Source organism: Micromonospora sp. DH14 (assembly GCF_029809455.1).
GTDB classification, from domain to species: Bacteria; Actinomycetota; Actinomycetes; order Mycobacteriales; family Micromonosporaceae; genus Micromonospora; species Micromonospora parva.
Window position 1 is genome coordinate 175630 of record NZ_JARVKT010000001.1, and the last position, 24700, is coordinate 200329.

The 24700-nt window shown below is 67.2% G+C and carries 24 protein-coding genes; 16 read left to right on the plus strand and 8 right to left on the minus strand.

Annotated features, from left to right (window positions below):
* Positions 1-8 precede the first annotated feature (8 nt).
* Positions 9-1490 carry an MFS transporter gene (locus QCZ28_RS00860; RefSeq protein ID WP_279514733.1) on the plus strand — a complete coding sequence of 494 codons (1482 nt, stop codon included), beginning with the start codon at positions 9-11 and terminating at the stop codon, positions 1488-1490.
* The gene (locus tag QCZ28_RS00865; RefSeq protein ID WP_279514734.1) at positions 1442-2293 is read left to right on the plus strand and encodes a menaquinone biosynthesis protein; all 852 of its coding nucleotides are present in this window, start codon (positions 1442-1444) and stop codon (positions 2291-2293) included. Before QCZ28_RS00860 ends, QCZ28_RS00865 begins: the two co-directional genes overlap by 49 nt.
* A 308-nt stretch (positions 2294-2601) precedes the next feature.
* On the opposite strand, the gene QCZ28_RS00870 is transcribed toward QCZ28_RS00865, so the two are convergent.
* From QCZ28_RS00870 to QCZ28_RS00880, 3 genes are all read right to left on the minus strand, one after another.
* Positions 2602-3036, minus strand: a complete 435-nt coding sequence (locus tag QCZ28_RS00870) for a hypothetical protein (protein WP_279514736.1) — start codon at positions 3034-3036, stop codon at positions 2602-2604.
* Between the two features lie 1086 nt (positions 3037-4122).
* Positions 4123-5454, minus strand: a complete 1332-nt coding sequence (locus QCZ28_RS00875) for a hypothetical protein (RefSeq protein ID WP_279514738.1) — start codon at positions 5452-5454, stop codon at positions 4123-4125.
* Positions 5455-5482: 28 nt separating this feature from the next.
* Positions 5483-6511: a hypothetical protein gene (locus QCZ28_RS00880; protein WP_279514739.1), complete on the minus strand. Its 1029-nt coding sequence runs from the start codon at positions 6509-6511 to the stop codon at positions 5483-5485.
* Positions 6512-7555: 1044 nt separating this feature from the next.
* Here QCZ28_RS00880 and QCZ28_RS00885 point away from each other — a divergent pair.
* Positions 7556-7990 carry a hypothetical protein gene (locus QCZ28_RS00885; protein ID WP_279514740.1) on the plus strand — a complete coding sequence of 145 codons (435 nt, stop codon included), beginning with the start codon at positions 7556-7558 and terminating at the stop codon, positions 7988-7990.
* A gap of 280 nt (positions 7991-8270) precedes the next feature.
* Here the strand turns inward: QCZ28_RS00885 and QCZ28_RS00890 are convergent, their stop codons facing one another.
* Complete coding sequence (locus QCZ28_RS00890; RefSeq protein ID WP_279514741.1) at positions 8271-9227, minus strand: hypothetical protein; 957 nt, start codon at positions 9225-9227, stop codon at positions 8271-8273.
* The gene (locus QCZ28_RS00895; protein ID WP_279514743.1) at positions 9227-10177 is read right to left on the minus strand and encodes a hypothetical protein; all 951 of its coding nucleotides are present in this window, start codon (positions 10175-10177) and stop codon (positions 9227-9229) included. Before QCZ28_RS00895 ends, QCZ28_RS00890 begins: the two co-directional genes overlap by 1 nt.
* A gap of 372 nt (positions 10178-10549) precedes the next feature.
* Here QCZ28_RS00895 and paaA point away from each other — a divergent pair, with 372 nt between their 5' ends.
* Genes paaA through paaE form a run of 5 tightly spaced genes read left to right on the plus strand, consistent with a single transcriptional unit; the run spans position 10550 to position 14238 of the window.
* Entirely contained in the window at positions 10550-11623 is a 1074-nt protein-coding gene (paaA, locus tag QCZ28_RS00900) for a 1,2-phenylacetyl-CoA epoxidase subunit PaaA (RefSeq protein WP_279514745.1), read from the plus strand.
* Positions 11620-11931 carry a 1,2-phenylacetyl-CoA epoxidase subunit PaaB gene (gene paaB, locus QCZ28_RS00905; protein ID WP_279514746.1) on the plus strand — a complete coding sequence of 104 codons (312 nt, stop codon included), beginning with the start codon at positions 11620-11622 and terminating at the stop codon, positions 11929-11931. The genes paaA and paaB overlap by 4 nt, the downstream gene beginning before the upstream one ends.
* Entirely contained in the window at positions 11928-12653 is a 726-nt protein-coding gene (paaC, locus tag QCZ28_RS00910; RefSeq protein ID WP_279514748.1) for a 1,2-phenylacetyl-CoA epoxidase subunit PaaC, read from the plus strand. Before paaB ends, paaC begins: the two co-directional genes overlap by 4 nt.
* Positions 12647-13123 carry a 1,2-phenylacetyl-CoA epoxidase subunit PaaD gene (gene paaD, locus QCZ28_RS00915; protein ID WP_279514749.1) on the plus strand — a complete coding sequence of 159 codons (477 nt, stop codon included), beginning with the start codon at positions 12647-12649 and terminating at the stop codon, positions 13121-13123. Before paaC ends, paaD begins: the two co-directional genes overlap by 7 nt.
* Positions 13120-14238, plus strand: a complete 1119-nt coding sequence (paaE, locus tag QCZ28_RS00920) for a 1,2-phenylacetyl-CoA epoxidase subunit PaaE (protein ID WP_279514750.1) — start codon at positions 13120-13122, stop codon at positions 14236-14238. Before paaD ends, paaE begins: the two co-directional genes overlap by 4 nt.
* A gap of 1 nt (position 14239) precedes the next feature.
* Here paaE and QCZ28_RS00925 read toward each other — a convergent pair whose 3' ends face one another.
* From QCZ28_RS00925 to QCZ28_RS00935, 3 genes are all read right to left on the minus strand, one after another.
* Complete coding sequence (locus QCZ28_RS00925; protein ID WP_279515277.1) at positions 14240-14659, minus strand: hypothetical protein; 420 nt, start codon at positions 14657-14659, stop codon at positions 14240-14242.
* A 16-nt stretch (positions 14660-14675) separates the two neighbouring features.
* Positions 14676-15317: an RloB family protein gene (locus QCZ28_RS00930; protein ID WP_279514752.1), complete on the minus strand. Its 642-nt coding sequence runs from the start codon at positions 15315-15317 to the stop codon at positions 14676-14678.
* Between the two features lie 118 nt (positions 15318-15435).
* Complete coding sequence (locus QCZ28_RS00935; protein ID WP_279514754.1) at positions 15436-16521, minus strand: ATP-binding protein; 1086 nt, start codon at positions 16519-16521, stop codon at positions 15436-15438.
* A 316-nt stretch (positions 16522-16837) separates the two neighbouring features.
* Between QCZ28_RS00935 and mqnC the strand changes: the two genes are divergently transcribed.
* The 8 genes from mqnC (at position 16838) to QCZ28_RS00975 (ending at position 24669) form a co-directional block, all read left to right on the plus strand.
* A complete protein-coding gene (gene mqnC, locus QCZ28_RS00940) occupies positions 16838-18028 on the plus strand; it encodes a cyclic dehypoxanthinyl futalosine synthase (RefSeq protein ID WP_030334111.1) in 1191 nt (396 codons plus the stop codon).
* A 374-nt stretch (positions 18029-18402) separates the two neighbouring features.
* Positions 18403-20058: a hypothetical protein gene (locus QCZ28_RS00945; RefSeq protein WP_279514757.1), complete on the plus strand. Its 1656-nt coding sequence runs from the start codon at positions 18403-18405 to the stop codon at positions 20056-20058.
* Positions 20059-20247: 189 nt separating this feature from the next.
* A complete protein-coding gene (locus tag QCZ28_RS00950; protein WP_030334115.1) occupies positions 20248-20958 on the plus strand; it encodes a demethylmenaquinone methyltransferase in 711 nt (236 codons plus the stop codon).
* An 86-nt stretch (positions 20959-21044) separates the two neighbouring features.
* On the plus strand, positions 21045-21269 hold the full coding sequence (locus tag QCZ28_RS00955; RefSeq protein ID WP_030334118.1) for a hypothetical protein: 225 nt from the start codon (positions 21045-21047) through the stop codon (positions 21267-21269).
* A 139-nt stretch (positions 21270-21408) separates the two neighbouring features.
* Positions 21409-22686, plus strand: coding sequence for a geranylgeranyl reductase family protein (locus QCZ28_RS00960; RefSeq protein ID WP_279514761.1), 1278 nt, complete (start codon positions 21409-21411; stop codon positions 22684-22686).
* A gap of 191 nt (positions 22687-22877) precedes the next feature.
* Entirely contained in the window at positions 22878-23243 is a 366-nt protein-coding gene (locus QCZ28_RS00965; RefSeq protein WP_007454588.1) for an NADH-quinone oxidoreductase subunit A, read from the plus strand.
* Positions 23244-23257: 14 nt separating this feature from the next.
* Positions 23258-23935, plus strand: a complete 678-nt coding sequence (locus tag QCZ28_RS00970; RefSeq protein WP_030334123.1) for an NADH-quinone oxidoreductase subunit B — start codon at positions 23258-23260, stop codon at positions 23933-23935.
* On the plus strand, positions 23932-24669 hold the full coding sequence (locus QCZ28_RS00975; protein WP_279514773.1) for an NADH-quinone oxidoreductase subunit C: 738 nt from the start codon (positions 23932-23934) through the stop codon (positions 24667-24669). The genes QCZ28_RS00970 and QCZ28_RS00975 overlap by 4 nt, the downstream gene beginning before the upstream one ends.
* Positions 24670-24700: the final 31 nt, after the last annotated feature.

Below are 24700 nucleotides of genomic sequence, written 5' to 3' on the forward strand. Positions count from 1 at the left end.
TTCGAAGTATGTCCTTCACAACTGACGAGTCGCGCTGGGCGGACGTCTGGCTCGCCGCCGCTGCCCGGGGCACCACCATCTGCGGCGACTTCCTCGCGGCGACCGCGCTGGCACTGGCCCTGCAGGGAGCCGGTGCCGGTGGACTGGCCGTGTCGGGCCTGCTGCTCGCCGCCACCCTGCCCCTGGTGGTGCTCGCCCCGCTCGCGGGCCGACTCGCCGACCGGATGGACAGCCGCACCCTGCTGGTGACCATCGGGTTCGGGCAGGCCGCAATCTGCGCGCTCCTTGCCGTCGTCGAACAACCGGTCCTGGTGGTCGGGCTCGTCGCCCTGCTGGCCTGTGGGCTCGCGGTGACGCAACCCTGCCTCGCGGCGCTGCTGCCGGCGATGGTCCGCCCAGCCGATCTGCCGCGCGCCAGCGCGATCAGTCAGACCGCCGTCTCGCTCGGTGCGCTCGGCGGCCCGGTGCTGGCCGGTCTGCTGGTGGGACAGTTCGGCACCCGCGTACCGCTGCTTCTCGATGCCGTGACCTACCTGGCGCTCGTGGTCGCGGGCCTGCTGCTGCGGACCCGACGCGGTGGCCAGCGGTCCGCCGCCAGCCAGACCGCCGCCGCGAGCAGCGAGGCCGCCGCCGGGGGCAGCCAGGCCGCCTCGGGCGGCGTGACAACACCGAGGGGTACGGAGATCGGCTGGCGGCTGCGCCGCGACCCGCTGATGCTCGTGATGGTGATGAGCACCGCCGTGGTGATCGCGGCGATCGGCGGCATCAACGTGATCGAGGTCTTCTTCATCCGGGAGACCCTGGAGGGCTCGGCGACCACGTACGGCCTGGTCAGCGCCGCATGGATGGCCGGCATGCTGCCGGGGACCTGGCTCGCCGTACGACTTGCCAGGCGGCTCGACGACGACGGCGCGTTGGTACGGGGAGTGCTGGCCACGCTGGCCGTGTGCAGCCTGATGGTGTTGCTCGCGGCGACGGTGCCGGCGGCGGGTGTGCTGGTGCCGCTCTGGCTGGTGGGAGGCGCGGCCAACGGCGGCGACAACGTCTTCGCCAACCTGCTCACCGCTCGGCGGGTGCCGGAGGCGATGCGCGCCCGGGCGTACGCCAGCTACGGCGCGGCGGTGCAGGGTGGCTCGATGGCGGGCTTCCTGATCGGCGGGGCGTTGCTCGCAGTCGTTCCGCCCCGACCGCTGATCGCCGGCGCCGGGGTGCTCGGGTTGCTGGTGGTGCTGGGCTTCGTGCCGGTCGTGACCCGGGCGGTACGACGGTCGTCGCTGGCCGACGCCCCGGCAGACGGTCGACGAGCGGCCGACGCGCCGGCAGGCGGTCGACGAGCGGCCGACGCGCCGGCAGGCGGCCGAGCTGCCCGGTCAAGTGCGGGGTTGGCCACTCCGGGCCGGCCCGCCGAGCCGGCGCCCGCCGCCGGGGATACGGTCGGGCCATGGCTGAGCGCATCGCACGCCCGCGAGTCGGGCACATCCAGTTCCTGAACTGCCTGCCGATCTACTGGGGTCTGATGCGCTCCGGTGCCCTGCTCGACGTGGACCTGCACAAGGACTCGCCGGACCGGTTGAGTGCGGCGCTGGTCGCCGGCGACCTCGACATCGGCCCGATCACGCTGCTGGAGTACCTGAAGCACGCCGACGAGCTGCTGCTCCTCCCGGACCTGGCGGTCGGCAGCGACGGTCCGGTGCTGTCGGTCAACATGGTCTCCACCCGACCCCTCGACGAGTTGGACGGCGCCCGGGTGGCGCTCGGCTCGACCTCGCGGACCGGGGTGATGACGGCGCAACTGCTGCTCGCCGAGCAGTACAACGTGCGACCCGAGTACTTCCGTTGCCCGCCGGACCTGACCCAGATGCTGCTGGAGGCCGACGCGGCCGTGCTGATCGGGGACGTGGCGCTGCGGGCGTACTACGAGGCGCCGCAGAGGGGCCTCACGGTCACCGACCTCGGGCAGGCGTGGCGGGACTGGACCGGGCTGCCGATGGTCTTCGCCGTCTGGGCGGTCCGCCGTGACTTCGCCGCCGCCCACCCGGGCCTGGTCAAGGAGGTGCACGAGGCTTTCCTGCGCTCCCGGGACCTCTGCCTGGCGGAGCTGGACCAGGTGGCCGAGGCGGCGGCGCGCTGGGAGGCGTTCGACGCGCCGACGCTCGCCACGTACTTCCGTACCCTCGACTTCTCCCTCGGCGACCGGCAGGTCGCCGGGCTGCGCGAGTGGGCCCGACGGGCCGCCGCGATCGGCGAGGCCCCGGCGCTGCCGGACGGCGGTCCGGAGTTCTTCGCCGGCTGACCACCCGGATCGGCCAGTGGCTTCAAGGGAGCAGCGCTGCACTCAGCTCTGAGTGTCGGGGGGCTAGCGGCGCCTTCGTAGATAAGTGCCGATGCCGCGGGTCCCTGACTGGGGCTGCGTCAGGTCTGCCAACCGAGCAACACACCGCCCTCCGAAATACCCGCGTGGCTCAAATAGCACACACGCCATGCCCTATTCGGTCGATAGGCCGGGGATCCTTCGAATGTTGCTGCTTGCGGCGGAGTGCGAGTCTCCGCACCCCGCCGCTTCAATAGCCTATGAGACAAAGCCGGCAGCGACAGAAACTATCAGGAAGATCCGAGCAAGATGGTGCTGATCCATTCATTGCCATTAGCGTCGTCATACAGATTCATGTCGATGCGTCCGTCCTCGACGATGTCGAAGTCGGCGATTCCGTAATCGATGACGTTGCTCGTGCCGGGCGCGGCGTACAGCTTCGAACATGGCAGGACGCTGATACCGCAGATCTGGCCGTAGACGGTATCGCCGTCGTTGCGGGTGTCGTAGTACCAGAATCGTTCGTCGGAAGGGTGGAATTCGAACTTGGCGACCATGCCGCTACCGTCGCGCACCTCGGCCTTGATGGCTCTCCCGCCAGGGTCTTTGACGAAGTAGGTGCCATCAGCGGAATCGTTGAGTCGGCATCCCCCGGACTCAGCGATGACTGCCAAGGTGCCGTCGACGCGCTGGCAGTTGCCGGTGTCGACGACGGCAAACCGCACCGTCAGGCTCCCGTACGCCTGTGCTGGGCCAGTTGTGACAGCTAGGGTGCTCGCGACCGCTGTCCCCGTGAGAATGGCCCCCGAAAGTAGACGACGCAGTTTCCGGATGCTCATAGTGTCGCACCTCCACAGCTATTCGAAGACCTTTACCGTGCCTATCGCGTGCTCATAAGGAATGCTAGCTCGGATCATTGTCGGTCGATTTTTCCCTGCCGAAGCGCACACCGCCGAGCGGCTTGAGGTGGCCGCTAGAGTTGCTCGGGCATCGAACTTCTGCCAGCGGTCTTTGCTAAGGTGTAGGCTAAACGGTGGGAGGCGACCAGGATCGTCCGGCGCGGCCCTGCCATCGAGCCTCGGTTGACAGTCGCTAGGAATGCAGGCCCCTTAACGCAATCTGCACACCGAGCTGCAGACGCGACGATACGCCCCAGGCCGACATCAGTTCTTTCAGTTCGCGCTGCAAGGTGCGCTCGCTGATAGCCATTCTACTCGCGACTGATCGGTCGGAAAGACCTCTTGCGAGGTGAAGGAGCATGCTTCGCTGGCGCTCACTTAGGGAAGCAGGGCAGTGATCAAGCAGTGAGGAGCTTGCTCCGCCCCTGCCAATTTTGGTATTCGCTTTCATCGATCCCCCGTTGTTGGTGCATCCTGTTGCCCTCTCCCTGCATCGGACAAAGAAGGGGCGCCCGGACTGACACGTCCTTCGTTTGTGCAGCTACCCTTTAAAGCGTCGTTCCTCTTGTGGTCTCGCCAGAGCAGTCCGAATAAGAGCCACGATTCCGCCGGACCATAGAAGCATGGCTGTCGACAGCGCGAGGTATCGGGTTGGCGTGTTCGAGAACTGTCGGTGTACGTGAGTTGCGGCATCCCATTGATCGAACAGAATCCAGGCGCCTAGTGCCGCGCTGCCGAGAAAGAGTAACAGACAGCCAATGATCACCCCTCTTCTTTGTTGCCCTCGTCGATGGGTCCGCAACGCCAAGAAAACCCCGGCAGTCGTGGCGAGCAAGAGCGCCAGAATGCCAGCAAGAACAATAATGACCGATGGCTCCATGCATACCCTTCGATGATCGACTTAACCGGATCTTAGTCATCAGGCAAGACGTAGTCAAGGCACTGCTCTAGGCCGTCAAGCGACCCGTGGGAGCGCTTGCCTGACTTGATCCACTTCCCGTGACTTCGCCAGGACTCGAATCTTTGCGAAATTAATCGGTCAGGAGTTACGGCATCTTGCTGCCCTGATACCAGGCAGGTGCGCGGGGCGAGCGGTGGGTGTTTGACATTGGTCGCCTTAAGGGATTTACAAGGAGCCAATTCGGCTCGAAGCAGATCCTTGACCGAAGCGACGGCGGATGGCACTGAGTTGGGCGGAGGAAGCGCGGAGCAGGTCTCCTGAATTCGGGCCAGCAGTGCTGGCGATACGTCCCATTGGCCGTAACGACCCCATAGTCTGTCCGAGAGTCTCCCGATACTCGTGCTGTCGGTGCCGGTTTCCACGCCGTCCCGGCTCTCTGCGTAGAAGCGGTCGTCGATGTAGCCGAGTTCGACTATGGCGGAGAGTTGGTCGAACCGGCTAACGGGGGCGCTTCTCTCAGGCGTGGTGGTCTTATCGTTCTCAATTACTCGTTTAGGTACCCCAAGATTGGGCATTTTGGCGGTTCGCAGACTGACGACTTGCTCCGCCGTGGCACCAATCGGGAATGGACGGGTAAGGACCTGCCAGTCCAACTGTCGCTGGAGGTAACCCAACCTGACAGAGCCCCAGGAATGGCCGAAAAAGCCGGCGATGCGCAGCTTGTCCTTGCGTTCAATTGCCGTTACCAAGGCGCTGTAATTTGCCGCGTTAAAGCCCCACGACCGACTGCCATCACTTAGCCCGCATGCCCCTGCCATGTCTCGGGCGGTGGTCGAAATGTCGTCCTTCCCAGTCGATCGGAGACTAAGGTAGTAACGACCCATCGCCGCTTGACATGTTGACGTTACGGGTTCCGTTACCCAGGGCTCCTCCATTACGAGAAGGTTGTAGCTACGTGCCAGTCCAGGGTGGGCCGAGCGGAACTGAGCGATTTCCAGCTCCCCCGACAGAGCTGAACTGCCCGGCCCTCCGAGGTCTATAATTGCGGTCTTGTTCGTCGCTTTCTCCGCAGGGAGAATTGTGTAGCGCCACGTACGACCCGCCACCTCGATGTCATAGCACGCTTCACGCGTTGCCTGCATTTCGCAAGTCAGGCCGTCGATGTCCGACTTGGAGGCGATGGACGGGGCTGCCCTGCCAGTGCCTATACTCTCGTTTCCGTTATCGGTTCCATCCCTGGACAAGGCCAGGCCGAAGGTGCTGATGGCGAAGAGGGCGACGGCAATAACCGTGATTGCAGCGGAGGAGGCGCGGGAGCCGCGACGGATGCGCGACTCCCGCAAGCTCCTCCTTGTGGAGGAATTAGTCATGTCACCAGCCACTGTCCTTCGCAACCCAAGGCGTTGGGGGATCACAAATTGCTCCCCAAGCCCAACACCACTGAACCTCAACCCAGTTGTAGTCGGCCCAGACCGGTAGTACCGTGGCATTCACGGCGTCGTAGTCACCTGCGACATCCATCTGGATATTGTTAGATGAGGTGCCGTTGAAGTCGATGCCAACTCGGCGAGTGCTTGCGGTAATGTCAAGGTCGTAGTGTTCGCAGCGGTTGATTGGGATCGCCACATTCCCGGTCACGGCGCCGTAGGTGCCGCCAATTGTGGCGGTGGCTACCGTAGTGCAGGTCTTGGTCAACTCTGACTGGCTCGGTTTCCAGCCATTGAGGTCCACCAGCTTATACTCATGTCCTCGCCATGGACGCGAGGCAACGTAGAAGTCGGTCGTCTTGCCCACCTCATCGATGGCGGACGCGGGCGCTGGCTGCCAGAGCGACCATCTGTTGTAGACAAAGTGCACCGTCTTATCCTGGGCCCAGAGCTCGTAGCAGGACGTCAGCTTGTGGTCCTTGCTGCTGGCGTACCCGGGAACGAACCAAGTGGTGGCGCAGCTGCCGTCCTCCTTGTACATGTTCGAGGTGCTGACGGCTGCGCTGTAGCCACTTCCGCCGTTGGCCTTGGGCCCGGCGCGGTTCAGGTCGACCGTCTTCGCTCCACCTAACTGAATCCCCATCGCGGTCGTCGATGGCGATCCCTCGCCGCCCCGTCGTGCGTACGTGATGCTTTCCGGGCTCTTGTAGCCCTCCCACGTCAGCATTACTTGCTCGCCACGGTTGAATGGGTCTTCCACCGTAGACACGGATACTTTCGTTTTGTCGATCAGGCGGCCATTTCGAGCTGCAAGATCCAAATGTTCCTGTACTCGTGCAGCCTTCGCGTCTACCGTCCGCGAATCGCTTGCGCGGGTGGCGTTCGCGGTCAACTCAGCGGCGCTGAACTGTACCGACCGACTCTCCTTAACGGATGGAGGGGCGGCGGATGCGCCGGAGGCCGGAATCGCCATTCCTGCGACGGCGATTAACGTTCCGCCTAAGACGCATAAAGCCTTTTCCTGGATTGACTGATGCAATTCAAATCCCTCCTGCCAAAACGCCGACCATCGGCGAAGCCACATTTGGATGTGGCTTCGAGCAACCTAGCGACTCAAAGTTGCTCGGTACAAGAGGCTGGCCGGCGCGGAGGGCCGTCGACTCGCCGTGCATACCCGCTGAGCAGGAAATACGTGGGCGCGCCTGTCGTATTCTCGCCAACTTCCCGCCGGGTGCTCGTCAGCCTGCATTGACGTCCGTATTATTGCTGTAGGCCGATGTCCTGCTTCCACGCCGGAAACCGCGTGATTGTTGCAGGTATAGGAGTCGGCCGACCTCCGGTTAAAACTCGGTAAAGGAGAATCATGCGCCGGCTTCTCAGTGGAATTGCCTTAGGAGTGTTGTCTGTTGCGGCGCCCATGATCGCCGCGCCCGCGCCAGCGTCTGCAGCGCCCGCACCATCGTCTGCAGCAGCCGCATCTTGTTACGGGGGTGCGGTGGGCTGGAAGACCGGTGCTTTTGGCCTCGGCAGTCAGGCGACCTTCGGTCCCTACTACGCAAGTTCCAGGTGCGTTGACGTGAATCTGCGAGTCACCAGTGCTCCTGAGGCAGATGTTTACTCGGCGTGTGTTCGCTTTGGCTCGGCGACGGCCTCCTGCAACTATCAGACCATTGTTGCTGGGGGGTCTTGGCGAGTGATCGCGACAAACGTGAAAGACGGTACGAAGCTGTACGTCTCAATTTTCAACGGCAACGGCGGCAGTCCTGTGTCAGGAGTGGTGGCTTATTGATACGACGACAGGTGAAGGCCGTTCTTCGGACTGGCGGCGGTAGCAGGTATAGCTACGGGTCGTGTCAACGCATGATTTGTGATTTCTGGGGGGTCGTTGAGAATGCGGAGGGTCATGTTCAGGAGGGCTTTTCGTCGCTGGGTCGGCGGGGCTGTCGCTGTTGGCGCCACTACTTTCGCCGCATTGTTTGTGGCACCAGGGCCTGCCCAGGCATACGGAAGCTTGACGATGAAATACGCGCTTGTCGACACCGACAACTGTCAGCGCCTCGAGGGTAACCTGACCGTCATTGCCGAGTCCGGCGGCTGTCGCCTCAACGACTCAGCGGACGGCACGTATTTCGTTAAGGATCCCGGTGGCGTGGCCATGAAGATTGAGATGCGGGACAGCAACGGAATGGTCGCGAAGTTCGAGTTCCACCCATATGACGAAAAGCTTTGGTATTACGACACTCGCAATGACGGCGACACCCTTTATGTCACGCTTTGTGGAATCCGGACTTTCCCGTGTACTAAGTTGTATGCGGCGCCTGGTACCAGCAACGTCATCGATTACGGCGTCGCTGATTTCGATATCGCGGAAGATGACGGCATGTCTTTGACGGTCTATGACGATGCGAACGGCGTGGAATGGGTAGCGGGTCTGGCTGGCGGATACTCATGATGGCAGCATCGGCCGAGGGATCCTGATGACTGTCTTGCACTGCGGGGCGACCGTATCCGCAGTGCAAGACACGCGCCACTGCTGTATCTGGTACCAATGCGCAAGCGGCCGGTCGAGCAGATCGCGGGGACTGGCTCGCCGCAAACCGCTCCCGGCCCATCCCTGTGGTCGCGCGGGTGCCATCGGCGCAGCCCTTCGCCAACCGAGGAACCCGGGTGGGCAATGTCCATAGCGGGCATGAACTCCGGCGACTTTAGCGGTCAGCGACCGTCGTGTCGTATCAAGAAACGGGGCGCAGCAGCGCCTCGGTGATCTTCTCGCAGTTCTTCATGCCGTACTCGTAGCCCATGTTGATCGGGTACTTGACCATCACGCCCATCGTCCAGGTGTCGCCGATGGCCAGGCAGTTGATGTGCATCTCCTGCTCCCTGGTCCGGTCGATCCACCCGTTCTTGATGGCGATCTTCTTCTGCTCGGCGGCCGGGAAGGCCTTGCGGATACCGAAGTCGCCGGCTCCGCGAACCAGCTTCATCTCGTTGAGCAGCCACTTGGTCCACTTCGGCCCGGCGGCCGTGCCGGTGGCGATGCAGTTGCCCAGCCGGGCGGTGTCCCGGGGTGAGAGCGCCGTCCGGCTCCAGCCCTTGTCGGGGGCGACGCTGCTGTCGGTCAGCTCGCACATGGAGATCAGACGCTTGATAGAGGCGTCCCGGCCGACCAGGTTGTAGAACTGCTCGGCCCGGGTGTTGTCGCTGTCCCGGATGATCCGGGTCGCGTCGGCGAGCTTCGCGTCGCTCGGGGTCTGGCCGGCGTCGGCCGCGCGACGCAGGTAGTCCGCCACGATCCAAGCCTTGATCATGGAGGCGGTGGTGCTGGTCTCGTCCATGTTCTTCGAACCGATGATCTTTCCGGTTCGGCGGTCCAGGACGCTCCAGGCGTACCAGCCCTCGATGTCGAGGTCGAGATTCTTGGCCGCGAAGGGCAGCGGCTCCAGCGACGGGCTGGGGCTCGGTGACGGCGCGGACGGCTGGCGGGCGCTGCGGTCGGTGCCGGAGCCGGTGGGCCGGTCGCTGGTGCCGGCGTCGCCCCACTTGGCGGCGGCGGACGACTCGAACGGCGACCCGGGCAGCAGCCGCAGTGACACCAGCACCAGGCCGATGAGGATGACCGCGATGGCGATCAGCCGCATCGGGGAGGCGTCGCCGTCGCCGCGCCGGTTTCCCCGACGGGTGCCGGCCATCAGAGCTTCCCGACCGGCTGCTGCGGCACCTTGAGCGCGGCACCCGGCTGCGGGGTGACCAGTTGGGTGGCCACGCTGGCGCAGACCTTCGCGCCGTAGTCCAGACCATTCTTCTGCGGATAGCGCATCATGACCGCCAAGGTCCACTTGTCGGTCACCGCAAGGCAGTTCAGATGCCACTGGACATCAGCCCAGAGCATCGTCCAACCGTTCTTTATGCTGATGGGACCCTGTGTCTTGATTTGGGTCGGCAGGCCGTCGATGATGCCCCACCGGCCACCGCCCTGCTTAAGCTGCTGATCCTTGTCAGCAGTGGTGCCCTGCACCTTACTCATCTCGCTGAGCACCCACTTGGTCCAATTCGGTCCAGCGGCAACGCCGTCCGCGATGCAATCGCCCATTCGCACGGCGTCGCGGGGGGACATCTGGGTGTACGCCCACCTGGCCTTGCTCGATTCGATCTTCGTGTCGGTGAGCTTGCACATCTTGATCAGTCGAGTAAGCACGGGTCGCCTGCCGCCAGCGTTGTAGAGCGATTCGGCCGCATCGTCGTTGCTGTTCCGGATGGCAGCGCTCGCCTGCTTCTTCCGCTCTGCCGACGGCTCCTTGTCACCGAGCTGTCGCAGGTAGTCGGAGACGATCCACGCCTTGATCATCGATTCGGTGGAGTTGGTCGCGGTCATGTTCGGCGACCCGGCGATCTTGCCCGTCTTGCGGTCCAGCAGGGCCCACGAGAAGAAGGCACCCTTGAAGCTCACCGACACCGGGCCGGCCGCCAGGGTGGGTGGCGGCGGTGGCGTGGGTGCGGGCGCGGCGACGCTCGACGTGCCGCCACCGCCGCCTCCGCCGCTGTCGTCGCTGGCGAGTCGGGCGTACGCGGTGGGGACCAGCAGGACGCCGCCGAGCACGACTGCCGTGATGGCGAGCACCAGGGTCACGCGAGATCGCATGAGTGGGTGAACTCCAGGTGTCAGGGCCGGGGGGACCGGCTTGTCGTCGGGACGAATCGGGTGCGATCGCCGAGGCCGGGGGAGGTGGCCTCGGTGGAGATGTCGATGCGCGGCAGCCGATCGGTTGTCCGGCAGAAGTCTACGTCCGGACCGGCCGGCCGCCAGGTTTCGACACTAGGCAACCTGCGATAAAGGCGGGATATGGGGCCGGTATGAGGTTTTTGCAGGGGTTCACCTTTGTTTCGTGGCCCAAGTCACGGCGATCCAATGACGCCCAGGTCGCACAAAGCAGTCATTCGACTACGGATGGGATGCGCGGATTCCTGTTACACCCCCTGGTGCAACGAGGCGCAAGCTGTAACACTTAGCCTCATGTATGGCAACGACTTCTCCGCCCCGGACAGCGCCCCGGACGACGCGCCCGGCGGTCTGCTGGGCGAGGTCGAGGCCGCCGAGGCCGAGCTGCGGGCAGCGGCGGCGCGCGGGCGGCGGGGCGGGCCCGCGCCGGACGAGGACCTGGCGGCGTACTTCGCCGAGGTCGTCGACGCCGAGCAGAAGATCGAACCCCGCGACTGGATGCCCGACGCGTACCGGCGGACGCTGATCCGGCAGATCGCCCAGCACGCCCACTCCGAGATCATCGGCATGCAGCCGGAGGGCAACTGGATCAGTCGGGCGCCGTCGCTCAAGCGCAAGGCGATCCTGCTGGCCAAGGTGCAGGACGAGGCGGGTCACGGCCTCTACCTCTACGCCGCCGCCGAGACCCTCGGCATCAGCCGCGACGAACTGGTCCAGCTGCTGCTCGACGGCCGCCAGAAATACAGTTCGATCTTCAACTACCCCACCCTCAGCTGGGCCGACGTGGGCGCCATCGGGTGGCTGGTGGACGGTGCGGCGATCGTCAACCAGGTGCCGCTGTGCCGCTGCTCCTACGGCCCGTACGCCCGCGCCATGATCCGGGTCTGCAAGGAGGAGTCGTTCCACCAGCGGCAGGGCTACGAGATCCTGCACACCCTGGCGCACGGGACCCCCGAGCAGCACGCCATGGCCCAGGACGCGGTGGACCGGTGGTGGTACCCGTCGCTGGCCATGTTCGGCCCCCCGGACGGCGACTCCACCCACTCCACCCAGTCGATGGCCTGGAAGATCAAGCGCTTCTCGAACGACGACCTGCGTCAACGCTTCGTCGACATGTGCGTCCAGCAGGCCGAGATCCTCGGGGTCCGCATCCCCGACGACGACCTGCGCTGGAACGACGAGCGGCAGGCGTACGACTACACCCAGCCGGACTACGACGAGCTGATGCGGGTGATCTCCGGCGACGGGCCGTGCAACCGCGAGCGGATGGCCCACCGCCGTGCCGCGCACGCCGACGGCAGTTGGGTACGCGAGGCCGCCGCGGCGTACGCCGCGAAGCGGACGAACAAGGAGAAGGTGGCGGCGTGAGCGAGCGTGCCGAGCAACCCGGCGTGACGAGTCATTCGCCTCTGTGGGAGGTCTTCGTGCGGGCCCGGCGCGGGCTGTCGCACACCCACGTCGGCAGCCTGCACGCCCCCGACGCCGAGCTTGCCCTGCGCAACGCCCGCGATCTCTACACCCGCCGTCAGGAGGGCGTGTCGATCTGGGTGGTGCCGGCCGGCGCGATCACCGCGTCCAGCCCGGACGAGAAGGACGCCTTCTTCGACCCGGCCGCCGACAAGGTCTACCGCCACCCCACCTTCTACGAGGTGCCGGACGGGGTGGCTCACCTGTGAGCGGGCCCTTCGACTTCACTCTCGCCCTCGCCGACGACGCGTTGATCGCGGCCCAGCGGCTGGCCGAGTGGACCACCCGTGCCCCGGAGATGGAAGAGGACATCGCGCTGGCCAACATCGCCCTCGACCAGCTCGGCGCGGCGCGCCTGCTGCTGTCGTACGCGGGCGAGTTGGAGGGCGCCGGGCGCGACGAGGACGCGCTGGCGTACCTGCGTGACGACCGCCAGTTCCGCAACGTGCTCCTGGTCGAGCTGCCCAACGGCGACTTCGCGGTGACGATGGCGAAGCTGTTCTTCCTGGCGGCGTACCAACTGCCGCTGTACACGGCGCTGGCCGGCTGCGCTGACGAGCGGTTGGCGGCGATCGGCGCGAAGGCGCGCAAGGAGTCGGCGTACCACCTGGACCACGGCGCGCTGTGGGTGAAGCGGCTCGGTGACGGCACCGAGGAGTCGCACCGTCGGATGCAGGCGGCCGTCGACCACGTGTGGCCGTACACCCATGAGCTGTTCACCGCGGACCCGGCGGCGCCGGTCGACCCGGCCACCCTGCGGCCGGCGTTCGACGAGGTCGTCGGCCCGGTGCTGGCCGAGGCGACGCTCACGTTGCCGGGCAGTGCCTGGGCCCCGGCCGGCGGGCGGGCCGGTGTGCACACCGAGCACCTGGCCTACCTGCTCGCCGAGATGCAGGTGCTGCACCGCGCCCACCCCGGGGCGCAGTGGTGAACCCCAGGGCGGCGGCCGCGTCGGTGGTGGACCCGGAGATCCGGGTCATCACCATCGACGAGCTGGGCATCCTGCGCGCGGTCGAGGAGGATCCGGCCAGTGGCCGGGTCACCGTCACCATCACCCCGACCTACACCGGCTGCCCGGCGATGGACGTGATCCGGGCCGACATCCGCAGCGCGCTCGCCGCCGCCGGCCACCCGGACGCCGAGGTCCGGACCGTCTACAGCCCACCGTGGAGCACCGACTGGATCTCCGAGGGCGGGCGGGCGAAGCTCGCCGCCGCCGGGATCGCCCCGCCCGCCCCGGTGCCCGCCGCCGGCGTTGTGTCGCTGATCCTCGCGGTCCGCTGCCCGCGGTGCGGCTCGCCGGAGACCGAGCAGGTCAGCCGGTTCGGCTCCACGGCGTGCAAGGCGCTGTGGCGATGCCGCTCCTGCTCCGAACCCTTCGACCACCTGAAGGCGCTGTGACTGTCACCATCACCCGCCCGGTTCGCCGCCGGCCGGTCTTCCACCCGTTGTCCGTCGCCGCCGTCGACCGGCTCACCGACGATTCAGTGGCGGTGACCTTCGCCGTGCCCGAGGAACTGCGGGAGACATTCGCGTTCCGTGCGGGCCAGCACCTCACCGTGCGTCTTCCGGGCCAGGCCGCGCCGGACGGCGCCGACGTGCGGCGGTCGTACTCGATCTGCTCCACCCCCGACGACCTGGCCCGGCGCGGCCGGTTGCGGATCGGGGTGCGGGAGATCCCCGGTGGCGCCTTCTCCGCGTTCGCCTGCGGGGCGCTTCGCGGTGGCGACACCGTCGCGGTGCTGCCGCCGCTGGGCACCTTCACCACGGCGTTCGCGCCGGACCGCGCCCGGCACTACGGCGCGGTCGTCGCCGGCTCCGGCATCACCCCGGTGCTCGCGCTGGTCGCGACCGCCCTGGCCGTCGAGCCGGCCAGCACCTTCACGCTGGTGTACGGCAACCGCACGGCCAACACGGTGATGTTCGCCGAGGAGCTGGCCGACCTGAAGGACCGCCACCCAACCCGGCTGCACCTGGTGCACGTCCTCTCCCGGGAGCAGGGCGAGTCGCCGCTGCTGTCCGGTCGGATCGACGCCGAGCGGCTGAGCCGGTTGCTGGACACCATCGTGCCGGGCGAGGTCATCGAGGAGTGGTTCCTCTGCGGCCCGTACGGCATGGTGGTCGACGTCCGGGACGTGCTGACCGCACGTGGGCTGCCCGAGTCGGCGGTGCACACCGAGCTGTTCCACGTCGACGCGCCGCCGGAGCCGGTGCGCCGGCCGGTCGACCAGGCGGGTGCCGGGGCCGAGGTGACCATCGTGCTGGACGGCCGCTCGTCGAGCTTCACCATGGGTCGCGAGGAGCGGGTGCTGGACGCCGCGCTGAAGGTGCGCGGCGAGCTGCCGTACGCCTGCAAGGGTGGTGTCTGCTCGACCTGCAAGGCGAAGGTCGTCGACGGCGCGGTCACGATGGCCCGCAACTACGCGCTGGAGCCCGACGAACTGGCCGCCGGTTACGTGCTGACCTGCCAGTCCAGCCCCACCACCGACAAGCTCACGATCGACTACGACGCCTGACTTATTCAGCAGACCCGTGCAGCCACTTCTGGCGCAGCGCCTGAAGTGGCTTGTCGCTCCGGACGTGGGTCCACTGCCCCCAGCCGTTGATGTCGTGGCCGACGCACGCCTTCAGTGCTGGCGAAGGCTTCGCATAGGTGGACCCGTCAGGAAGGCGAAGGTGCCCATCTGCGGTGACCACCGCTCGGTGTGTCCTGCCCTTCCGTGACTGAACGTGGATGAGTTCGTCACCTGGGATCAGCAGCTTGGCATCGATCAGACCCATGAGGTCTCCGCCCGGTCGCCGATCCTCCTTCGCTTTCTCGGGACCGAGGTCGAGCCCCAGCAAGCGGCGGAGCACGTCGTTCTCCCGATCGACGAAGGGCTCCGCGTGCTGCTGAAGCAGGGCGTACACCTGGTCGTCGATCTCGATTTTGTGCATCGGCACGGTGTGCTCCTCAGACCGTTCGTTGGGGAGACGTGTTGGTGGCGGCGTCGGACTCCAGCGCGGCTACCAGGCCTGGCACCGAGGTCGAGGGGTTCCGGTCGGCTAGCGGCAGGCCTGCGCTCAGCCTGTCCAGCCGCGCCGCCCGACGGAACGCGTCAGGGCGGGCCGCTTTAAGCGCCTCGAAGTCCAGGAGCTTGCCGCGTCGGCGATAACCACACGGGTGTCGTTCCAGTCGGCGACACGCCTCGTTGGACGTCAGGTAGGACAGCTCCTCGTAGTGAAGAAGGAGGTAGACCTCGAAGCAGGGATTGGAAACAGCGCAGTTGATGCCGCGCCGCGCGGCCAGTGCGAGTGCCGCGCCGAGGCGGGCGTGTGCTTCTGGAGCTTCGACGTCGAAGACACACCAGACCTCGTCGTAACCGTCACCCTGGGCAGCGGCCCGGTTGGCCTCCGCGACGGCCTTCTCGACAACGCCGTACGGCTCACCGTGGCCGGAGAAGACTTCGATCCGCACATTGCCCGCCCGTAGCTCGCGGCGCAGGCCCTTGAAGTACAGCGTCTCGGTGTTCTCGCCTTCGGAGCAGACCAGGTAGGTCCTGCGCTCCTCCCGGGTTCCGGGCTGGCGGCGCAGCGGCTTGCCAGAGCGGGTCATCAGTGGACGGCCGAGACGTAGCGCACGTCGACAAGGGGCATGGGTAAACCCTAGCCATTTAGCCACCAAACTTCAATGGCCAGTGTCTCAAAGTTTGAAGTTTTCGGCCCGGTGGTGCTCAGGCCGCGCGCGTCGGCGACACCAGGAGATCCAACACCTCGTGGTCCAGGAAGGGCACGGCACCGTAGCGGCCCTTCAGGTACCTGCCCTCGACGTCGTCGAGGCCACCGCGTACCCGGAACTCAGTGAGGGGGTAGAGCCTCGTCGCGCCACCGTTGTCCTTCTCGGTGAGCCAGATCTGGTCACGGCTGAGTCGGAGATTACGGTGGCGGCCGAGAAGCCCGACATCGTGACTGTTGAAGATGAGCTGTGCGCCGTTCGGGTTGGTGTCCGGCTCGTGGAAGAGGCGAATCAGTTCGGTCGTGAGGAGCGGATGCAGCTCACTACCAAGGTCGTCGACGGCCAGTAGCCCGCCAGCGTCGAGTGCTCGCACCGCCAGTTGCAGAAGGTCAAACCAACTGCGGGTGCCGGCTGACTCCCACTGCCAGGGCAGAGCTGCTTTCCCGTCCTCGGTGTGTGCCGAGTGCACAAGCTCAATCTGCGGCTCCGCTGGGCCGGTACCAGGCTCTGACTCCCGCTGGACGAGCGCCGCGCCAACGATGCCCAGATCCGCGAATCGGAGGAGGGCGAGCATTCGATCATCTGGTAGGACGTGTGGAGGTCGAGTGACCGACACATCGCCCGAGGCGATCATCTGACGAGGACTGAACCAGCGGTAGATCTTGCTCAGCTGTGGGTGGTTCAGCGTGGCTGCCGCGGAGAGGAAGAGGCTGTTTGGTCGGACAGTCTCCGCGATCAGCTCGCGCGGACCGGTCAAGTTGTTCCCGAAGTGCAGTGATCCGCCGTCGCGCTCAAGGTAGATCTGCCGCCGGCCCTTCGGGAAGGCGTACAGCCACTCCTGTCGGATTACCTCGTCGTCGAGTGAGAAGCCAAACTCGTACCTGACGTTCTCGACGACGAAGTCGAAGACGAACTCGCTCGGCAGGTTCCCGCTCCCGTGGTCGAGCCGGAACGGCCAACGACCCGGGATCGGTTCTTCAGGCAGCCAACGCTGGTGGGACAGTCGAACCGCGTCGCGCGCGAAGCCGAGGGCCTTGACGATGTTGGACTTGCCTGAGGCGTTCGGGCCGAAGATGCCTACCACGGGCAGAACGGACAGTTTCTCCCGCGGCACCGGTCGGACGGCGAGGTCCGGGTGCTCGTCGGCGGCGATGAGGCTCAGTTCGGCCTCGTCGCGGAGGGAGGCGAAGTTGGTCGCCCGGAAGCGCAGCAGCATCCTCTAGCTCAACTCCTCATCCCCAGGGCAGCTATAAAGATACCCCATTCCTAGGCCTCCAGGCGTCAAAAACTGACATTCTGGCCCACCTGAAGGTTTCCGAAGCAGGTTTTGGTGTCCTAGTGCGCTAAGGCTCACGTCCCCGGAAGAAAGGGTGAGCTGGGGGCCGACGTAGGCTCGGGGTGTGACGGTGAGCCGGGAGATCGACGACATCCTGCAGCGCGGCGCGGACGGCGGGCGGATCACGCCCGAGGAGGCCCTGCTGCTCTACACCGAGGCGCCCTTCCACGCGTTGGGTGAGGCGGCGGACGCGGTGCGTCGGCGGCGCTACCCGGACAACGTCGTCACGTACCTGATCGACCGCAACATCAACTACACGAACGTCTGCGTGACGGCGTGCAAGTTCTGCGCCTTCTACCGCGCGCCCAAGCACCAGGAAGGGTGGACCCACCCGACCGAGGAGATCCTGCGCCGGTGCGGCGAGGCGGTCGAGCTGGGCGCGACCCAGGTGATGCTCCAGGGCGGACACCACCCCGACTACGGCGTGGAGTACTACGAGGAGCTGTTCTCCTCGGTCAAGCAGGCGTACCCGAACCTGGTCATCCACTCGATCGGCCCCAGCGAGATCCTGCACATGGCCAAGGTCTCCGGGGTGAGCCTGGACGAGGCCATCGCCCGGATCAAGACCGCCGGTCTGGACTCGATCGCCGGCGCCGGCGCGGAGATGCTGCCCGAGCGGCCCCGCAAGGCCATCGCCCCCCTCAAGGAGTCGGGCGAGCGCTGGCTGGAGGTCATGGAGCTGGCCCACCGGCAGGGCATCGAGTCGACCGCCACCATGATGATGGGCACCGGCGAGACGCACGCTGAGCGGATCGAGCACCTGCGCATGATCCGGGACGTGCAGGACCGCACCCGCGGTTTCCGGTCCTTCATCCCGTGGACGTACCAGCCGGAGAACAACCACCTCAAGGGCCGCACCCAGGCGACCACCGTGGAATACCTGCGCCTCGTCGCGGTGGCCCGACTGTTCTTCGAGACCGTCCCGCACCTGCAGGCGTCCTGGCTGACCACCGGCAAGGACGTCGGGCAGCTCTCCCTGCACATGGGCGTGGACGACCTCGGCTCGATCATGCTGGAGGAGAACGTGATCTCCTCCGCCGGTGCGCGGCACCGCTCCAACCTGCACGAGCTGATCGGCATGATCCGCTCGGCGGACCGGATCCCCGCACAGCGCGACACCCTCTACAACCGGCTCGCCGTGCACCACACGCCGGCCGACGACCCGACCGACGAGCGGGTGGTCTCGCACTTCTCCTCGATCGCGCTGCCCGGCGGTGGTGCGGGGAAGTCCCTACCCCTGGTGGACGTCAGCTGACGGTCGGCAGGTGGCCGTTCGGCTGATCGACGCTCATGCTCCCGCCGGATCGCCCCGGCGGTACGGGTGGTCCCCGCCGCCGCAGCGTCAGCCTGTTCGGTCCGGGTCTGGTGGAGATGATCGTCGGCGGCTAGCGTCCCGGCTCATATCTGGCACCACCGTCGACGTACGGGGCTGTCCTCCATCGGCCCGCTGCGGGTCGTTCATATAACGCACGGCAGTACGGGCGGGATGGGTGACCATCCCGCCCGTACTGTCTGCCCAGCTCGGGCCGGACGGTTGAAATCGGGTCCGCCTGCTGGCATGGGAGATCGGCCTCCGATAGCGTCCGCTCGTTCCGCAACCATTCTTTCTTCCCTACCCCCGGGGGACTGATGACAGCGTTCCACCGCTCGACGCTGGTGCGTGCCAGTGTCGTGGCGCTGATCGCGGCCGGTGGCATCGCCGCCGTTGCCGCCCCGGTGCTGGCGGCCGAGCAGGCCGATCTGGCCCTGGTGCCGCTCAGCTACAACCTGGCCAAGGGCGTGACGGAGGCCAAGAGCAAGCCGTTCAAGTTCACCGTCGACAACACCCGGAGCAAGGAAGACGCCAAGGGTGTCAGTTACACGGTGGACACCAGCAAGCTGAAGATGAACAAGGTTCGGGTCGTAGTGCCCGACGGTTGCCGGGTGAACGGCAAGAAGTTCACCTGCCGCCTTGGTGACCTGGCCGCCGGCACCAGCGAGGACTTCGGCATTCCGATCTTCTCCACCGGCGGCAAGGGCGCTGCCGGCACCCTGGTGGTCACCATCCGGTCGGCCACCGAGGACCCCAACAAGGAAGACAACAAGGTCGAGCACGACATCACCGTCACCGAGCCCGGTTACGACCTGACCAGCTGGGTGCAGGACGTCAACGCGAACGTCGTGGTGAACGGTGTCAACGGTGACGACCCCGACCTCCGTCCGGTGCGGCCGGGCGAGACGGTGCCGGTCGACTGGGCGGTCTACAACGACGGCAGCCGCAAGGCCACCGGCCTCGCCTACGTGCTCACCCTCCCGGCGGGCGTCACCTTCGACACGCTGCCGGACACCTGCACCATGCAGACGTTCGGTGTCGCTCAGGCGCTCTGTCAGGACGACGGCGCGGTGATCCGGCCCGGTGACTACTACACGGCGGACATCAAGGTGACCGTCGGTAAGGACGTCACCGAGCCGGTGCTGCGGGTCGGCGAGCTGGTGGCGCACGGTCTGGACGTGGCGGCCGGCCGGCCCGAGGAGCAGCCACGGCGGGCCAGCACCGCACAGCGGAAGACCTTCACCGAGGTCGACGAGGGCGACAACCAGGCGGTCTTCGACGTCTTCGTCGACCTGGCCGTGGACCCGACGCCGACGCCCACGCCCACTGTCACTCCGACGAGGTCGCCCACTCCGACGCCGACGGTCACCCCGACCGGCTCGCCGACCCCGACACCGACCGTCACGCCGACGGAGACCCCGACGCCAACGGAGACTCCGACGGAGACGCCGACGGAGACGCCGACGGAGACGCCGACCCCGACGGAGACGCCGACTCCTACCGAGACGCCGACCCCGACGGAAACCCCGACGCCCACGGAGACGCCGACTCCCACCGAGACGCCGACCCCGACGGAGACGCCGACCCCGACGCCGACGGTCACCCCGACCGAGACGCCGACGCCGACGGCCACTCCGACGGAGACGACGACCCCGACCCCGACTGACACGCCGACGGTCACGCCGACGCCAACCGCGACGGCCACGCCGACCCGGACGCCGAGCGCGACTGTCACCCCGACGCCAAGTCCGAGCGGTACGACGACGCCGGGCGCGACCGTCTCGCCGGGTGCCGGTGGCGGCTCCACCGGTGGCGGCTCGGGCGGTGGTGGCCTGCCGGTGACCGGTGTGCAGGTCGGTCTGATCGGCGGCATCGGCGCGATCATCCTGCTCGTGGGTGGAGCGCTGCTGGTGCTCACCCGCCGCCGCAAGGTGGTGGTGGTCTCGCCGGCCGACGAGAAGTCGACCGACTGACACCGGGCCGCTGGCGTGGGCGCGCGGACGAGGCGCGACAGCGACGGCGGTACGCGTCCTGACTGAGGCGTCAGGGGCGCAGGCACGACGCGAGGGCGGGGTGGGCGACCACCCCGCCCTTTCGCGTCAGTGGCGCGTGCCACGCCACCCAGCGGGTGTCGGTTGGCGGGCGGCTGGCAGAGTGGAGGGGTGAGCCGTACCCCGCAGGGCCAGCGCGCCAGTCTGGACAAGCAGCCGCACGAGGTCGCCGCGATGTTCGACGGCGTGGCAGAGCGTTACGACCTGACCAACACCGTGATCTCGCTGGGGCAGGACCGCTCCTGGCGTCGGGCCACCCGGGCGGCGCTCGGGTTGCGGCCGGGCGAGCGGGTGCTGGACGTGGGCGCGGGCACCGGCGTCTCGACGCGCGAGCTGGCCCAGTCCGGGGCGTACGCGGTCGGGGTGGATCTGTCGCTGGGCATGCTGCACACCGGCAAGCGGGCCCGGCCCGAGGTGCCGCTGTTGGCGGGGGACGCGCTGCGCCTGCCGTTCGCCGACGCCAGCTTCGACGCGGTGACGATCTCCTTCGCGCTGCGCAACGTCAACGACACCGACGCGGCGCTGCGTGAGCTGGCCCGGGTGACCCGGCCGGGGGGCCGGTTGGTGGTCTGCGAGTTCAGCACCCCGGTCAACCCGGTCTTCCGGACGGTCTACCTGTCGTACCTGATGCGGTCGTTGCCGGCGGTGGCCCGCACGGTGTCGAGCAACCCCGAGGCGTACGTCTATCTCGCCGAGTCGGTCCGGGCCTGGCCGGCGCAGTCCGCGCTGGCCGGGCGGGTGGCCGCGGCCGGGTGGGGGCGGGTGGCGTGGCGCAACCTGACGGGTGGCGTGGTGGCCCTGCACCGGGGGATCCGCCAGTAGCGGTGGGCCCTTCCAACGGGCGCGGACATTATTCAGGTTCCGCTAATATCAGTCTTTAGTCCACTTTGCCCCGTACGCTCGACCGCATGACCGGAGCAGACCCGGCGGACCCGGTGGCCGCCACCGACGACGACGCGGCCGAACTCATCGCCCAGTTGCGCGAGCTGGCCGGGGCCGACCCGGTCGAGGTCCGGCAGGTGGTCGCCGAGGTGCTGGCCGCGCTGGACCGCGCGGCGGGCGGGGCGCTCCGCGAGCATCTGCCGGAGACGATCCGCGTCGACGCGGGCCTGGACGCCTCCAGCCCGGCCTGACACCTGACCGCTGTGGACGGTCGTGGGGTGTCACATCGGCGAGTTAGGTACCCCTGATCCTGCGCTGGTATGACGCCGGTCATACACTCGTCCCGTCTGGCTTGTGAAGCATTTCACGAGCATGCGGGAGGAGGCGCGAATGACCGCGGTGGAACACGACGCCGACGTCATTGTCGTGGGCGCCGGTCCCGGTGGATCAGCGACTGCGTACCACCTGGCCCGGCACGGCGTACGGGTGCTGTTGTTGGAGAAGACCGAGTTCCCCCGGGAGAAGGTCTGCGGCGACGGGTTGACCCCGCGCGCGGTGCGCCAACTCATCCGGATGGGTGTGGACACCTCGCCCGAGGCGGGCTGGCTGCACAACCGCGGCCTGCGGGTCATCGGCGGCGGGGTGCGCCTGGAACTGGACTGGCCGGAGCTGGCCAGCTTCCCCAACTACGGTCTGGTGCGGACGCGACTGGACTTCGACGACCTGCTCGCCCAGCGGGCGGTGGCGGCCGGTGCGAAGCTGCGGACCAGCGTCAACGTGTTGGGCCCCGTGCTCGACGACGATGGTCGCGTCACCGGCGTCGAGGCGGAGGTCGGGCCGGGCAAGGAGCCCACCATCTTCCGCGCCCCGCTGGTCGTCGCGGCCGACGGTGTCTCCGGCCGGTTCCCGCTCGCGCTCGGGCTGGCCAAGCGGGAGGACCGGCCGATCGGTGTGGCCGTCCGCCGCTACTACCGTTCGCCGGCCAAGCACGAGGACAACTACCTGGAGTCCTGGCTCGAGCTGCGCAGCAAGGACAGCGGCGACAACCTGCTGCCCGGGTACGGCTGGATCTTCGGCCTCGGTGACGGGCGGGTCAACGTCGGCCTCGGCGTGCTCAACTCGTCCTCGGCGTTCGGCAAGACCAACTACCGCCGGCTGCTCACCGACTGGCTCGCCAACACCCCGGAAGACTGGGGGATGACCGACGAGGCCAACGCCGACGGCCCGATCCTGGGCGCCGCGCTGCCGATGGGCTTCAACCGGGTGCCGCACTACACGCGGGGCGTGCTGCTGGTCGGCGACTCGGGCGGCATGGTCAACCCGTTCAACGGCGAGGGCATCGCGTACGCCATGGAGTCCGGCGAGCTGGCCGCGGAGGTCGTGGTCCAGGCCCTCGCCCGGCCGGCCGGCCCGGAGCGGGAGCGCGCGCTGCTGGCGTACCCGAACGAGCTGAAGGCCCGACTCGGCGGCTACTACCGGTTGGGCGGCATCTTCGTGAAACTGATCGGCCGCCCCGAGATCATGCGGATCGCCACCAAACACGGCATGCCGCATCCGACGCTGATGCGTTTCGTGCTCAAGTTGTTGGCCAACCTGACCGACCCGCGCGGCGGGGACGCGATGGATCGGGTCATCAACGCGATGACGAAAGCCGCTCCCGCCGTGTAGCGCGAGGAGTGGGCTTGCGGGTCCCACCGTCATCGACGACAGCGGGAACCGTATACGTAGGACGGCATCGGCGCTGGTCACGGCCCGGACGCCGACAAAGATCGACCCCCGCCGACTGCCACTGCGAGGGACGTGAATAGTGTGATTTTCGTCAAGCACCGAGGGCAGGGAAGGACGAGCAGGAGAAAACGATGTCGCTCTCGCCTTACGCACCGATCATCGGGCTGTTCGCCCTCGCCGCGGCGTTCTCGCTGTTTTCCGTCGGCGCCGCCCGCTTCGCCGGTCCCCGGCGCTACAACAAGGCCAAACTCGAGGCTTACGAGTGCGGCATCGAGCCCAGCCCGCAGCCGGTCGGCGGCGGGCGGTTCCCGATCAAGTTCTACCTGACGGCGATGCTCTTCATCGTCTTCGACATCGAGATCATCTTCCTCTACCCCTGGGCGGTCTCGTTCGACGCTCTGCCGATCTTCGGCTTCGTGGAGATGGTCCTGTTCATCGTCGCGGTCTTCGTTGCGTACGCCTACGTGTGGCGGCGCGGCGGCCTGGACTGGGACTGAGGAAGGAACGTCAGATGGGCATCGAGGAGAAGCTTCCCGCCGGCGTCCTGCTCACCTCGGTGGAGAAGCTGGTCAACTGGTCTCGGAAGTCGTCCGTGTGGGGCGCCACCTTCGGCCTGGCCTGCTGCGCCATCGAGATGATGGCCGCCGGTGGTCCGCACTACGACATGGGCCGCTGGGGCATGGAGGTCTTCCGGGCGTCGCCCCGGCAGGCCGACCTGATGATCGTGGCCGGCCGGGTGAGCCAGAAGATGGCCCCGGTGCTGCGCCAGATCTACGACCAGATGGCCGAGCCGCGCTGGGTGCTCTCGATGGGCGTCTGCGCCAGCAGCGGCGGCATGTTCAACAACTACGCGATCGTGCAGGGCGTCGACCACGTGGTGCCGGTCGACATGTACCTCCCCGGCTGCCCGCCCCGGCCGGAGATGCTCATCGACGCGATCCTCAAGCTCCGCGAAAAGATCATGTACGAGCCGCTGGGCCCGAACGGTCGCAAGATGCTCGCTGCCCGCCAGGAGCGCGGCGACGTTCCGGTGGTGCCCTACGGCTCGATGCCGTCCTCGTACCGCAACGACAAGGCCCGGCGCGCCGAGTGGACCCGGGCGGTCCGCGAGGGCCGCGAGGAGCAGCTGCGCATCGAGAACTGGATGAACGCTCAGAACCACCTCCACCCGCAGGCAGGCCCGAAATGACGTCACCCACGGACAAGCCAAACGACGGCGGCGTACCGCTGCCGGTGGTGCCGGCCGGCGCCACCAGTGGCGCCCCCGCCGAGTTCCCGCCGGCCAGCCCGGCCGGTCGCGGGATGTTCGGCAACCAGGGCACCGGCGACGTGTCCGGTTACGGCGGCCTGGTCCGCCCGCGCCAGCCCATCGAGGAGGCGTCCCGGCCGTACGGGGGCTACTTCGACGAGGTCCGCGACGCGCTGGAGGAGGCGTACCCGGCCTTCGCCGACGCCATCGAGAAGGTCGTCGTCGACCGGGGTGAGCTGACCCTGCACGTACGCCCGGAGCGGATCGCCGAGGTCTGCCAGGTGATGCGCGACGACGTGGCGCTGCGGTTCGAGCTGTGCTCCTCGGTGTCCGGCGTGGACTACCTGGGCGCCGACGAGCGTCGCCTGCACGTGGTCTACCTGCTCACCTCGATGACGTACCGGCGGCGGGTCCGGCTGGAGGCCGCCGTCTCCGTCGAGGCCCCGCACCTGCCCAGCGTGACCGCCGTCTACCCGACCGCGGACTGGCAGGAGCGGGAGGCGTACGACATGTTCGGCATCGTCTTCGACGGCCACCCCAGCCTGACCCGGATCCTCATGCCGGACGACTGGGAGGGGCACCCGCAGCGCAAGGACTACCCGCTCGGCGGCATCCCCGTCGAGTACAAGGGCGCGGAGATCCAGCCGCCGGACACGCGGAGGTCGTACCAGTGAGCGCGAGGAGTGCAGCGGAGCGGAGCCCCGC